Annotated in this window: 16 protein-coding genes, 1 pseudogene and 1 riboswitch; of the genes and pseudogenes, 8 read left to right on the top strand and 9 right to left on the bottom strand. The window is 48.0% G+C overall.

The genetic code is table 11. From position 1 onward, the window contains the following. On the bottom strand, positions 1 to 492 hold a 492-nt coding region (locus J8X26_RS14490), incomplete at its 3' end, for a TerC family protein (RefSeq protein WP_208951218.1). A 593-nt stretch (positions 493 to 1,085) separates the two neighbouring features. Between J8X26_RS14490 and manX the strand changes: the two genes are divergently transcribed. The 5 genes from manX to mntP all read left to right on the top strand — a co-directional run bounded on the left by manX (position 1,086) and on the right by mntP (position 5,351). Beyond that, positions 1,086 to 2,048: a PTS mannose transporter subunit IIAB gene (gene manX, locus J8X26_RS14485; RefSeq protein WP_152325649.1), complete on the top strand. Its 963-nt coding sequence runs from the start codon at positions 1,086 to 1,088 to the stop codon at positions 2,046 to 2,048. Positions 2,049 to 2,139: 91 nt separating this feature from the next. Next, positions 2,140 to 2,937, top strand: a complete 798-nt coding sequence (locus tag J8X26_RS14480) for a PTS mannose/fructose/sorbose transporter subunit IIC (protein ID WP_101077145.1) — start codon at positions 2,140 to 2,142, stop codon at positions 2,935 to 2,937. A gap of 11 nt (positions 2,938 to 2,948) precedes the next feature. Beyond that, complete coding sequence (locus J8X26_RS14475; RefSeq protein ID WP_120506051.1) at positions 2,949 to 3,791, top strand: PTS mannose transporter subunit IID; 843 nt, start codon at positions 2,949 to 2,951, stop codon at positions 3,789 to 3,791. 108 nt (positions 3,792 to 3,899) lie between these two features. Beyond that, positions 3,900 to 4,358: a DUF986 family protein gene (locus J8X26_RS14470; protein ID WP_195822888.1), complete on the top strand. Its 459-nt coding sequence runs from the start codon at positions 3,900 to 3,902 to the stop codon at positions 4,356 to 4,358. Positions 4,359 to 4,576: 218 nt separating this feature from the next. Beyond that, positions 4,577 to 4,771: riboswitch (yybP-ykoY riboswitch) on the top strand. A gap of 7 nt (positions 4,772 to 4,778) precedes the next feature. After that, positions 4,779 to 5,351 carry a manganese efflux pump MntP gene (gene mntP, locus J8X26_RS14465; protein ID WP_208951219.1) on the top strand — a complete coding sequence of 191 codons (573 nt, stop codon included), beginning with the start codon at positions 4,779 to 4,781 and terminating at the stop codon, positions 5,349 to 5,351. Between the two features lie 20 nt (positions 5,352 to 5,371). On the opposite strand, the gene rlmA is transcribed toward mntP, so the two are convergent. Continuing rightward, positions 5,372 to 6,193: a 23S rRNA (guanine(745)-N(1))-methyltransferase gene (gene rlmA, locus J8X26_RS14460; protein WP_208951217.1), complete on the bottom strand. Its 822-nt coding sequence runs from the start codon at positions 6,191 to 6,193 to the stop codon at positions 5,372 to 5,374. A 149-nt stretch (positions 6,194 to 6,342) separates the two neighbouring features. On the opposite strand from rlmA, the gene pgeF reads away from it, so the two are divergent. Further along, entirely contained in the window at positions 6,343 to 7,044 is a 702-nt protein-coding gene (gene pgeF, locus J8X26_RS14455; RefSeq protein WP_208951216.1) for a peptidoglycan editing factor PgeF, read from the top strand. 72 nt (positions 7,045 to 7,116) lie between these two features. On the opposite strand, the gene cspE is transcribed toward pgeF, so the two are convergent. From cspE to J8X26_RS14440, 3 genes are all read right to left on the bottom strand, one after another. After that, complete coding sequence (gene cspE, locus J8X26_RS14450; protein ID WP_002221949.1) at positions 7,117 to 7,326, bottom strand: transcription antiterminator/RNA stability regulator CspE; 210 nt, start codon at positions 7,324 to 7,326, stop codon at positions 7,117 to 7,119. Positions 7,327 to 7,367: 41 nt separating this feature from the next. Further along, on the bottom strand, positions 7,368 to 7,484 hold the full coding sequence (locus J8X26_RS14445) for a DUF2627 domain-containing protein (protein ID WP_071823629.1): 117 nt from the start codon (positions 7,482 to 7,484) through the stop codon (positions 7,368 to 7,370). A 1,127-nt stretch (positions 7,485 to 8,611) separates the two neighbouring features. Continuing rightward, positions 8,612 to 9,601 (bottom strand): MBL fold metallo-hydrolase, encoded by a 990-nt coding sequence (locus tag J8X26_RS14440; RefSeq protein ID WP_208951215.1) that lies wholly within the window; start codon positions 9,599 to 9,601, stop codon positions 8,612 to 8,614. A gap of 189 nt (positions 9,602 to 9,790) precedes the next feature. On the opposite strand from J8X26_RS14440, the gene J8X26_RS14435 reads away from it, so the two are divergent. Next, on the top strand, positions 9,791 to 10,081 hold the full coding sequence (locus J8X26_RS14435) for a hypothetical protein (protein WP_152325643.1): 291 nt from the start codon (positions 9,791 to 9,793) through the stop codon (positions 10,079 to 10,081). Between the two features lie 60 nt (positions 10,082 to 10,141). Here J8X26_RS14435 and J8X26_RS14430 read toward each other — a convergent pair whose 3' ends face one another. The 4 genes from J8X26_RS14430 to mgrB form a co-directional block, all read right to left on the bottom strand. Continuing rightward, on the bottom strand, positions 10,142 to 10,378 hold the full coding sequence (locus J8X26_RS14430) for a DUF4060 family protein (RefSeq protein ID WP_104922655.1): 237 nt from the start codon (positions 10,376 to 10,378) through the stop codon (positions 10,142 to 10,144). Positions 10,379 to 10,513: 135 nt separating this feature from the next. Beyond that, entirely contained in the window at positions 10,514 to 10,816 is a 303-nt protein-coding gene (locus J8X26_RS14425; protein ID WP_112291072.1) for a phage protein NinX family protein, read from the bottom strand. Positions 10,817 to 10,930: 114 nt separating this feature from the next. Then, on the bottom strand, positions 10,931 to 11,203 hold the full coding sequence (locus tag J8X26_RS14420; RefSeq protein ID WP_152325642.1) for a YebO family protein: 273 nt from the start codon (positions 11,201 to 11,203) through the stop codon (positions 10,931 to 10,933). A gap of 137 nt (positions 11,204 to 11,340) precedes the next feature. Next, the gene (gene mgrB / locus J8X26_RS14415; RefSeq protein ID WP_370530260.1) at positions 11,341 to 11,469 is read right to left on the bottom strand and encodes a PhoP/PhoQ regulator MgrB; all 129 of its coding nucleotides are present in this window, start codon (positions 11,467 to 11,469) and stop codon (positions 11,341 to 11,343) included. A 799-nt stretch (positions 11,470 to 12,268) separates the two neighbouring features. On the opposite strand from mgrB, the pseudogene J8X26_RS14410 reads away from it, so the two are divergent. After that, positions 12,269 to 12,769: pseudogene (locus J8X26_RS14410) on the top strand (autotransporter outer membrane beta-barrel domain-containing protein); the annotation flags it as partial. Positions 12,770 to 12,851: the final 82 nt, after the last annotated feature.

Genomic DNA, 12,851 nt, shown 5'->3' with positions numbered 1-12,851 from the left:
GGCGATTACCACCGCCGTCATCATGACAGCCAGGTTGTTCACCATGCCGACTGCCGTAATCACCGCATCGAGCGAGAATACCGCATCAAGTACAACAATCTGCGCCACTACTGACCAGAAACTGGCGTAGCCGCGGTTTGGCGCTCCCTGTTCATCGTGCCCTTCCAGCCTTTCATGCAGCTCGGTTGTGGCTTTAAACAGCAGGAACAGGCCACCGACCAGCAGGATCAGGTCACGCCCCGAGAAACTGAACTGTGCGATGCTAAACAGCGGCGTGGTCAGTTTGACCATCCACGAGATCAACGACAGCAGGCCTAAACGCATAATCAGCGCCAGCGACAGGCCGATGATTCGGGCTTTATCTCGCTGTTTAGGCGGCAGTTTATCGGCAAGGATGGCGATAAAAACAAGGTTGTCGATACCCAGAACAATTTCCAGGACAACAAGCGTCAATAAACCGACCCATATTGAAGGGTCCATCAAAAATTCCATGTCAGACTCCGCAATGAGTTAAAGAAAAAAGACGCAAAGAAACGCAATTCGCTGAGCTTTCAGAGGCCCGGCAAACTTTTTTTACTGCAAAATTAACAGATGAAAGCGGTTTCAGTGCGGCAAAAATCAGGCCCATTGGGGCGGATTTGCCGGTGATCATGAGGTGAAAAAGCGAAGAATAGTGACGTCGGTGACAGTCCATAGGGAGGGCTGAGGCCCGGTACTCCTGTTCAATTATTGGGAAAATTACTCTATCAGGAATGATTATATGAAGAAAGTATGATTTTTTACCTTCAGCATCATCCTGTAACAACTATGCTGTTTTATTGCCCACGTGAAAGCGTATTCACATTACGTCGTTGAATAACGGACAGTCGTCACAAAAATTATTTTTTCGCACACTAAAATAAATCACGTCGCACAACCTGTTGAGGTTCTGCTGTTTTACTGTTTAGCAGTCTTATCAGAAATTAAGGAAAGATTAGTTACGCAGGGAGTGCCCTGTTCGCCTCAGGAATAAAAACGGGCGGACATCATCAGCACCATTACTTATGTGCATAACTCTTTCCCAGAGTTAACAGAGGAGGTAGCGAGTGAGTATTGCTATTATCATCGGCACGCACGGGTCAGCAGCTGAGCAGTTGCTGAAAACAGCGGAAATGATTTTAGGTGAACAGGATAATGTCGCCTTCATTGATTTCGTTCCCGGCGAAAACGCCGAAACCCTGATCGAAAAGTACACGGCAAAGTTGGGTGGTTTAGACACCAGCAGCGGCGTTCTTTTCCTGGTCGATACATGGGGCGGCAGCCCGTTCAACGCCGCCAGCCGCATTGTTGTCGATAAAGAAAATTACGAAGTTGTCACCGGTGTTAACATCCCGATGCTGGCAGAGACTTTCATGGCACGTGATGATAACCCCTCTTTCGCAGAGTTGGTTGCCATCGCAGTAGAAACTGGCCGAATCGGTGTGAAAGCACTGAAAGCGCCGGAAGCTGCGCCTCAAGCCCCTGCTGCCGCGCCTGTGCCAAAAGCAGCAGCCCCGGCGAAACCTGCCGGTCCGAACGACCATATGAAAATCGGCCTTGCCCGTATCGATGACCGTTTGATTCATGGCCAGGTAGCGACCCGCTGGACCAAAGAAACCAACGTAACCCGCATTATTGTTGTCAGCGATGAAGTCGCTGCCGATACCGTGCGTAAAACGCTACTGACTCAGGTTGCTCCTCCTGGTGTTACCGCACACGTTGTCGACGTCGCGAAAGCCATTCGCGTCTGGGACAACCCGAAATATGCCAACGACCGCGTCATGCTGTTGTTCACCAACCCAACTGACGTGTTGCGTCTGGTTGAGGCTGGCGTGAAAATCACGACCGTAAACATCGGTGGTATGGCTTTCCGTCAGGGCAAAACGCAGGTGAATAACGCCGTGTCCGTCGACGAAAAAGATATCGAAGCATTCAAGAAATTGAATGAAAAAGGTATCGAGCTTGAAGTGCGTAAAGTCTCTACTGACTCGCGCCTCAAGATGATGGATCTCATTAATAAAATGAATTAATAAGCACATCGAATTTGTGCAGATTCCCTCAACGTTATCTGCCTGATGCGCCTGTTTATACTCAGCGTCCTTTGGTCATAGGAGAAGTGCAATGGAGATCACCACACTACAAATTGTGCTGATATTTATTGTTGCATGTATTGCGGGGATGGGTTCGATCCTGGATGAATTCCAGTTTCACCGTCCGTTAGTTGCTTGTACCTTAATCGGTTTTGTTCTGGGTGATGTTAAAACCGGGATCATCATCGGGGGTACTCTGGAAATGATCGCTCTGGGTTGGATGAACATCGGTGCTGCTGTTGCACCCGATGCCGCTCTGGCTTCCATTATTTCCACCATTCTGGTTATCGCAGGCGGACAGTCTGTTGGTGCAGGTATCGCACTGGCAATCCCGCTGGCTGCGGCCGGCCAGGTATTAACTATCATCGTTCGTACCATCACCGTTGCCTTCCAGCATGCTGCCGATAAGGCCGCTGAAAAAGGTAACCTGAACGCGATCAGCTGGATCCACGTTTCAGCGCTGGTTCTGCAGGCAATGCGTATCGCAATCCCTGCCGTCATCGTTGCGGTTTCTGTGGGCACTGCCATCGTTCATGATTTGCTGGCGTCTATCCCTGAAGTGGTCACCAACGGCCTGAACATCGCCGGCGGTATGATCGTCGTTGTCGGTTACGCCATGGTCATCAACATGATGCGCGCTGGCTACCTGATGCCGTTCTTCTACCTTGGTTTCGTTACTGCTGCATTCACCAACTTCAACCTGGTTGCACTGGGTGTGATTGGTGTGGTGATGGCGGTTCTTTACATCCAGTTGAGCCCGAAATACAACAAGTCTGCGCAAGCAGCGGCTGCACCGGGTGTTAACGATCTCGACAACGAATTGGATTAAGGGTGAAGGACATGGTTGATCAAACTGCAGTTAAAAAACTCACGGCCAGCGATATTCGCGGTGTGTTTATGCGCTCCAACCTTTTCCAGGGGTCATGGAACTTCGAACGTATGCAGGCTCTGGGCTTCTGCTTCTGTATGGTGCCTGCAATTCGTCGTCTCTATCCTGAAAATAACGACGATCGCAAAGCGGCTATCAAACGCCACCTGGAATTCTTCAACACTCATCCTTACGTTGCAGCGCCTGTTCTGGGTGTAACGCTGGCGATGGAAGAACAGCGTGCTAACGGCGCACCTATCGACGACGCGGCCATCAACGGCCTGAAAGTCGGTCTGATGGGGCCGCTGGCCGGTGTGGGTGACCCGATTTTCTGGGGTACTGTTCGTCCTGTATTTGCGGCACTTGGCGCAGGTATCGCGATGACCGGCAGCCTGCTGGGGCCACTGCTGTTTTTCGTTCTGTTTAACCTTGTACGTCTGCTGACCCGTTACTACGGCGTGTCTTATGGCTACAAAAAAGGTGTCGATATCGTTAACGATATGGGCGGCGGCTTCCTGCAAAAACTGACTGAGGGGGCGTCAATTCTCGGCCTCTTTGTCATGGGGGCCCTGGTTAACAAGTGGACGCACGTAAACATTCCGCTGGTGGTCTCCAAAATCACCGACCAGACGGGCCATACCACGGTCACCACGGTACAGACGATTCTGGATCAGCTGATGCCAGGCCTGGTGCCCTTACTGCTGACCTTCGGCTGTATGTGGCTGCTGCGTAAGAAAGTGAATGCCTTGTGGATTATCGTTGGCTTCTTCGCCATCGGTATCTTCGGTTACTGGATTGGTCTGTTAGGTCTCTGATAACCTTCAAAACCGGGGGAGCAATCCCCCGGTTTTTTTATCGCTGTCGCTTGCCGGTTGCTGTGTTTCTATCTTGTTTTGCCTGATGGCTGTTTGCTGGAGTTTTTCATGTCTGTCACCGATATTGTCCTCGCCCTGTTTACCCTTCTGTTGCTTGCCTACGCCATCTACGACGAATTCATCATGGGTACCCGGAATGGCAAAACACAGCTGCGGGTGAACCTGCGACGCCGCAACAGACTGGATTCCATCATTTTCATTGGCCTGCTGGCGATCCTTCTGTACAACAATATCCATTCAAACGGCACGGTGATAACAAATTATCTGTTAATTGGTTTAGGCCTGATTGCCTTCTATTTGTCGTTTATTCGCTGGCCAAAAATGCTGTTCAAACCGCAGGGGTTTTATTTCGCCAATACATTCATCACCTACGACAGGATCAGAAGCATGAATCTTTCCGAAGATGGGGTACTGGTATTTGAGTTAGAGCAGAAAAAGTTACTCATTCGCGTCAATGAACTGGACGATCTTGAAAGAATTTATAATTTAATGGTTAATAATCAGTAAGTTGATCTTTGACACTCGTATATTAGTTATAGCCTGATGCATATTAACGATAACATTGCTTAACCTTATTAATAACAATGTTGTTTAATTCCACATCAACGCCGTTGTTATTTCAGTCAGTTTGATAATTATTTATTCTTTGTGGGAATAATTCTCGGCTCCATTTGAAACCCTTATTTTATTTGTTGTTGTCCCGAATAAAAATATTATGATAAGGTTGCGCCGTCATTTGGGGAGTAGCCGGTTTTTGAATCAGTTTTAATAATGTGTATTCAAAAACGCCCGTATCAACATACTCGTTTTATATTCTGAAACGTGGTGCGGGCATCCGTAAGGTTGGCGAGACCATAGACACGTAGCGCTGCCGGGAGGTTGGGGGTGGGTTACGTGTATATGGAATACCCGGCCGGGACTCTTCTCGTGAACTTATCCGCCACACTGATTCTTGCTTTCGGCATGTCTATGGACGCTTTTGCCGTATCCATCGGTAAAGGGGCAACCCTTCATCGCCCGCGCTTTCGCGAAGCCTTGCGTACCGGTCTCATTTTCGGTGTCATTGAAGCCATCACCCCGCTTATTGGCTGGTGTCTGGGCTTATTTGCCACCCGATACATCATGGAATGGGACCACTGGGTCGCCTTTATTCTGCTGTTCATTCTCGGCTCACGAATGATTATTCAGGGCCTGAAAAAAAAACCTGAAGAAGAGACCACTTTGGCCAGCCGCCACAGTTTCTGGATCCTCGCAGCCACGGCCGTAGGCACCAGTCTGGACGCGTTAGCCATCGGGGTCGGTCTTGCGTTTCTGGAAGTGAACATCATCCATACCGCGATCTTTATCGGTATGGCGACGATGATCATGTCTACGCTGGGAATGATGCTGGGGCGGTTTATCGGCCCGTTGCTGGGTAAATGGGCCGAAATGCTGGGAGGCGTGGTGTTGATCGGTATTGGCCTGAGTATCCTGCTAGAACATCTCGGTTACTTAGGCTGATTTAGCAAAAACCGGCTCTTTTAGTCAGACTGGCGCTGGTGCAGTCTGATCACAAAATCAGTCTCACATTCGAACGCAGGCTGAGATTTTAAATTCGCCATCACCTCTTCCGTCGCCCGCCATGCAAACGGCGTCATTTGCAGTAAATCAAACGCTTCAGCGCCTGACAGGCGCATATTGTAAGCCAGCGTTTCTGTACTGACGCGCTCAAAACCTTCAAGCTGTTCATCCAGTTCAGCATGGAGCTGAACATCCTGATAAATCATGCCCTTCATCTGATATAAATGACGCGGACCAGGTGCGACGGTCAGCACCACGCCACCGGGCTTAATAGCACGGTAAAGCTCCTGCGCTTTGCATGGCGCATAGATGCGTACCACCGCGTCCAGAGAGTTATCGGCGAACGGCAAACGATGGCTGGAGGCGACGCAAAATGACGCATTGTGATAGCGTTTTGCCGCGTAGCGGATCGCCACTTTCGCCACGTCCAGCCCGAAGACATTCATCTTGCGATGATGAGACAGGCGTTCCGCCAGCGCGGTTGTGTAATACCCTTCTCCGCAGCCGATATCAAGTAGCGTTTCCGCGGTTTCCGGCAACGCGTTATCCAGAATGTCCGCCAGCCGGTCACGTAATGGCTGGTAATGCCCGGCGTCGAGAAATGCACGGCGCGAAACCATCATTTCTGTGCTGTCCCCGGGCTGTTTCGAGCGTTTATGCTGCACCGGCATCAGATTAACGTAGCCTTCTCTGGCGTTATCAAACTGATGATTCGCGGCACACCGCCATTGCTGGCCTGTCAGCTCAAGCGGCTGGAAACAAAGTGGACATTGATAAGTCATGCGGAAAACCTGCAAGGAAAGTCTGAAAAGGGCGAAAATTCGCAACAAGGCTAAGTCTAAAGAAGGCGTACTGTTGTTGCAACTGCTGGAAAATCCGGTTCAAAGACGGCTACACTGAGTCGATAACATTTTTCTAACCGAGAAACGAGATGAGTGACAACTCAGCTTTACTCAGCCCTATCCCCGGGATCCTGCATGGATTCGGCGACAAAGAAAATCTGCTCCCCGTACACCTGCAAGCTTATGAATCTACCCGCCCTGAAAAGAAACAGGTTCACGGCACACATATTGTAGATGTCGTTCAGCCCGGACAAGACTGCGGCGAGGCCGATGGTTTTATCACGTCAACGCCCGGAATTCTGCTGGCGGTTTTCACGGCTGACTGTTTACCGGTTATTTTTTGCCGCAAGGATGGTAAGCAAGTCGCGGCGATACATGCCGGCTGGCGCGGGCTTATCGACGGCATTCTTGAAAAAATGGCTGAGCGGATTAATGAGAACGGCGATACGTCAGACTGGTTTGCGGCGATTGGTCCGGCGGCAGGAAACTGCTGTTATGAAGTCAGCCAGGAATTGGTCGATGATTTTATGCAACGCCTCGATTTGCCTGCTTCACTGATTTCGCCCCGGCACCGGCATCTCGATCTGGCGGCAATCGCCAGTACCAAACTATATTCCCTCGGCTTTGCGGGCATTGATCATGCCGGTAGTTGTACAATCTGTACCGAAGCGCCTGGCGGAAACGGGTTCAAATACACCAGTTTTCGACGCAACAGTCATCAGCGCGCGAAAGACCCGACGCATCTGGGGATCAGTGGCCGCAACCAACAATCGGGCATTATGATCTTATAAACCTGAGAAACACCGGATATACAGGCACAAAAAAACCCGCGCATGGCGGGTTTTTTTACAGCTAAGCGCTGCTTAGATTGCAGTTACGTTAACTGCTGACGGGCCTTTCTGGCCGTCTTGGATTTCGAACTCTACGTTCTGGCCTTCAGCCAGAGTTTTGAAGCCGTTACCCTGGATTGCAGAGAAGTGTACGAACACGTCTTTGCTGCCGTCAGCAGGAGTAATGAAACCGAAACCTTTAGACTCGTTGAACCACTTAACTTGACCTTTGATCTTTGCCATCTTGAGTATTTCCTTTGGATTGTTTAAACCGCCCGAGGGCGTTACATAGACAAACTAGAGTCGTTACTGCTTGAGGCACTAAGATTAGAATCGGCAGAGAAGCGGTATTCAACGTGAACGTCTTTACTCAGAACTTCTATACTGAAAATGCCACACATATACAGAACTGTACCTCGTTTTACCCAGATGCGTTATCACATACTCTGAATTCGATGGCAAGCCATTTTTAATCAGTGATGGACATGTCGCACATATTTGAGCCGGTTAAAGGCACTTCGTGTTCAGTTATGCTGAAATATGTTGATAGACATGCTTTTTTCTGCTTTGCAGTTTTACCTGCATATCAAACAAAACAATAACGACCTGTTTCGATTATTGATCATTTAATGCAGAACCGTAAGCGTAAAACACATGTTTATTTGAATTTTTATTGCGGTGCGCATTCCAGACTTCTTCAGGAAGCAGGGATTCTTCGTGACAGTCGGGCACCTCCCGGCAGGCAACACTTGTGTGATAGCCTGTCTGGCGGGTGAGTTGCACACTTGTCAGACAGAACGGGCACCCCGACAAGAACATATCCGAACGGTATGACTGGTTATGCAATAATCAATTACGCCATAGACGGATAAAATGGTGCAAAACAAAGGAGGATAAAGGAATAAATGCACCTAAACTGTGCGCCTTTATCTCCGGGAGATAATACAACGAAACACAGCAGCCCGGGAGAATTCAATTCCACACAGGTACCTATATAAAGCCATTTTTTCGACATTCCGGATTTTGACATTATAATGAATTAAAGTTTGCGAGTTGGTTAAACCGAGATAACAGTTAATAAACATCCGCCCCCAGTCTTATTCAAATATTAAATATCGATATAAAAAATAAATATTAAATTCCGTGATCGAAATCTCATCTTAGATTTATCACTTAAAGATATGAGTCACATAACTCTTTCGATCTTTCATCGGGAAAACGACAAAAAGGGTTACTGATTCCTGCACGCGGGTCTCTGGTATAGCGCCCTATAATCCACTGTATAACCTGAAAAAATTGCAGTTAACGCTCAAAACAACGCATTTGGGATATTCTGACGAGCCATTATTCTGAACAAATGCACGCTGCTGGCAGGAGAATTAAGCGTCAGCGGGATTGTAATTAACAACTTTATAACCCCTCATCTTTGTGAGTGTTAAGAGGGGTTATTCACTTTAACTGATAATACTTCTCATTTAATGGCGTGCCATTTACTTTCTCCACCTGTTCGCGCCCTGAAAAATGAAATTCAACCTTTAGATATGCTTGCACCTATTTTTAAAGGTTTGAATTCCATTTCAGGCAAGTCGCTCTGACTCACAGCCTGAGATAATTCGCGTAAAGGCTCATCGAGTGATTCATCCGCTAATTCAAAAACGCCCCAGTGAATGGGCACCGCTTTGTGACAACGCAATTCTTTAAACACTTCGACAGCCTGCTGCGGGTCCATGTGCTGCGCACTCATGAACCATCTTGGTGCATACGCGCCAACCGGAATCGCTGCCAAATCAAATGGCCCCAGACGCTGCCCAATTTTTTCAAACTGGTCGCTGTAACCACTGTCCCCGGAGAAGTAGAATTTTAATAAAGGATGGGCCACCACCCAGCCGCACCACAGCGACCGGTTGCGATCCCATAGCGTGCGCATACTCCAGTGACGCGCCGGTACTGCAGAAATCGTGATTTCGCCGAACGTTCGTTCTTCCCACCAGTCGAGTTCCTCAACATGCTTTGCGCCACGCCGCGTCAGCCAGGATTTCATTCCCAGCGGCACCATAAATTGCACATCGGGGAAGCGGCGCAGGAGACGACGAACCGTCATACGATCCAGATGATCGTAGTGGTTGTGCGAAAACAGCACGACGTCTATTTTTGGCAGCTTATCGACGGAGGCCGCGACGGGTGTTTTCCTTTTCGGTCCGTAAAAACTCAGCGGCGAAGCACGGTCAGAAAGCGCCGGATCGGTCAGAATGTAGCGACCCGACACCCTAAGCAACAGGCAGGCGTGGCCTAAAAACCATAACCGGTCATCGGTTCCACTGAAATCAGCCGCCTGCCACCACTGGCTGACAAAATGTTCATACCCTTTTTCAGGAGGAACCGGCAAACCCTGCTCTTTGCGTTCTTTCCTCCAGCGTTTTAGGTCGCCTTCCTGCCGGTTTTGCGGTTCGGCATTGGTGAACCCCTCAGGCGTATGATGTGCTTTTGAAGGATCGTAATAGGGATTTTTACCTGGCATAAGGCTCCTGTGAGATGACGACGGTTCCGGAGAGCAGTTCAGGCCTGCAATATTGAATAATTATCATAATTGCCGGTCACACCACAGACAGAAAGTGCAAAATAATGTGGCAAATGAGCGTTTAGCGGACATTAAGAAAATCTTAATAACTCTATGTTGTACTAAAGATGTTCTGAAAGGAGACGCTTTATGACAATGAACACAACGAAAAACCGCAAGTCGTTTACTGCGCGGCTGACGCACATTATGCAGATCCAAACACAATATGGACGCCTATGGCTGCGCTCTCGCTTTCGCCGGTTCACTTTGCCACCGGCGCTAAAACTCATCATCCTGACATTGGCCGGGTTTATGATTCTGGCTATTACGGGCACATTGCTGCTGATGATGGATCTTATCTCCCTGATGCTCAGGCTGATAAAACGCCCCTTCCCTCGCGGCAGCTTGCATCAGGTTCGCCTGCCAGCGAAGGCGGTATAAAGAAAAACCGTGTCGGAGAATCCGGCACGGTTTTAAGTTTGAGACTCGTCGCTCTGCTTATCAGGCAGGCATACCACAAAGTTTGGTCAGATTTCTGGCGCCGATCATGAGAGTTGCCACATAGGATTGTCTGCGGGTCACGACTTCGACCGCAACACGCGCATCTTTGTATTTAATGAGGTAGGTAGAAGGCCAGCCCTGACGACGTTTGCCGTAGGCTTTTTCATGACTGTCGATAGCTGCATGAGCAACCACCAGATGGGAAAGATTTTTATCACCTTTAATGATGCGCTTCATAATGGACTCCGCCTTAGACACAACTGTCAAAATGAGGAAACATTAATCACTTGATACGCATCGCTTTATGCGATGCTTATTCGAATCACTTCTCTGCAAAACCTTGTCACAATCTGAGTATCTCTGCGCTTTTAATTATGCGCAAGTTTTACTAAGCAGGAAACATACCATTGCTGCACGAAGCGGCCGCTTGCTCTGCGCCTGCCACTGACCGTGCGGGCTGCTGATTTCTGCCAGCCAGAGGGGATCGCTCTGCAACTCTTTAAAATTTATGCTGATTTTGTTGGCGCAAATAATCGGCCACGCATCGGAGGGGTTGTTGCAATAATCTTTGCCTTTCATGCCGCCATAGGGATACCACTTCTCAGGCTCCTCTCCGGTCAATAAGGCAATGTTGTGGTTTACTTCACTGTCGTTTTCTTCAGACCATTTGATCATCTGTTCTTCCATCCTGCAGGGCACATGCGTGGAGACTAACGGAAGAATAAGACACTTTTGTGAATGAATGGCGTAAATGAAAAACCCGCCAATTGGCGGGTTAACAAAACGGAATTATCGTTCAGGAATAAATCCGCGCAGGCTGAGAGCAGAATCATCGTCTGCCTCAACGGAGGGCGCATTGCCTCTTGCCTGTGCAGCCAGAACCTTGAGCAACTCGGTTTGCTGGCGTTGCAGCTCAGCTATCTCGCGCAACAAAGCAATTTGCTCATTTGCCCTGACGCTGGCGCGGCTGACGAAAAACCAGACCAGAAGGAATAACAGCACTGAGAGTGCACACAGCACCAATGAAGCCAGGCTGCTTTGGCCCACTGCGAAATCAAACATTGACTACCCTACCACTGAATGTTCAGAGCAAGCATCTTACCATCCCCGGCAGGTCAGGGAAGCCATTCACAAAAAAACAGGGTTTTCTTACCGGTTTGCAAATCCCAAAGCTCGCAGATTCGTCTGGCAGGCATTACTCAGAAAGGAATAAAGGAGGTGATAGAGCAAACACCAAGGTCAAAGTTGCCGCCCTGATCGCAATAGCTGTTGAGGGCAAGCAAGTACAGACCGATACAGATGAGCAGGAAAAGGACGAACATCACGATCCTCCTGACACTGAAAACAGGCTTTTTCAATTTGATGGCAGGTCTCTTTTGGGTTAAAAAGCGTCTATCAGGGCTCAAAGGGATAGTCCAAACATAGCAGAACAGAAACCCATAGTACGACGTAAATCCTAAACAACGATATAACGAAGTATCGCCTTTTACTCTCAGCGCGCCCCGCAATTATCACATACAGAAATCATACACGATAATGCATAATTCTTATCAATGAATACCGAATAACTCCCGTTGATCTGCATCAAATAAATAAACATTTGGTGCATGCCTATTCCCCCTGTTATCCATCAAAACAGTTTCCGATAAATAAATACTTTTAACCAACACATTGCATAATGTAAGAAACTAAACCACTAAGTAAAATATTCACCCTAAAAATGCACCTTAACGATTTTCACAAAAATAAATATGGTCAATATCCTGAAAAACCCTTCACCACGTGGGATTTAGCGGATTACCACGCCTTAAAACTCCGCTGCAGAGCCTGCCAGGCAAGGGTCTGCACAGAATCATAAGTTCTAATATGTCGTCATCATTCAGAAACCACAAAGGAAAACATTATTTAAAAGATTCCAAATAAATTAAATTCAGAACTTTAAATCACAAAAATAATTCAGCTTTCTTTCAGATTTGTGTGAACTTCTTTGTTGAATAACACCATGCATTAAAATATCATCCCGCCGTCGAACAGTTCTTCTGTCTCTTCTGTAATATAAATCAAAGCATAGTAACTGGAATATTTCAGTTGATTCATGCTGACTATTTTTTGTTGAGGGATTAATAAATGCATGCATGGAATAAAAAGTTCTTCGTTTCTAAAATAGCGCTGGCCTGCGCTGTTGCAGTAACAGCACCTGCGGCGATGTCAGCAGACATCTCCGGCACCGTATACGATACTTTCTACAGTGACTCGATTCAGTCTGGTTATATTGGCTATCACGGCTATGTTGATAATGATGGTGCCAATAACAGTTACACTGGCGGAGACATCTACTCTTCAATCAATAATGCAGTCGTAAACGGCGTTATCTCTACGCATTACCTGGGTTTTGATAGCAATACCAGTAATGTCCTGAATATCACCAATACCACCGTGAATGGCATGATCACTTCCCGTTGCGTGGGTTCTACGGATTCTACTTGTGGCTCTACAGCCCGCAATGAATACGACCAGTCACCATTGCAACTGACCATTGATAATTCCACCATCAATGATACTTACGAAAACTTCGGTTATGACGTCGTTGGCGCAGACAATAAAACTACGCATCAGCAATACCCAACTTCTGCTTTGGGTGGGCTTTGTTGAATAAATCGGATTTAGATAAAAGCTCCCCTCGTCGCCGACTTCCTCAGGTAATCCGTAC

The sequence above is a fragment of the Rahnella sp. ChDrAdgB13 genome (genome assembly GCF_017655185.1).
GTDB lineage: Bacteria > Pseudomonadota > Gammaproteobacteria > Enterobacterales > Enterobacteriaceae > Rahnella > Rahnella contaminans.
The sequence above is the reverse complement of the archived record's forward strand: the minus strand, read 5'-3'. Positions and strand labels throughout refer to the sequence as shown.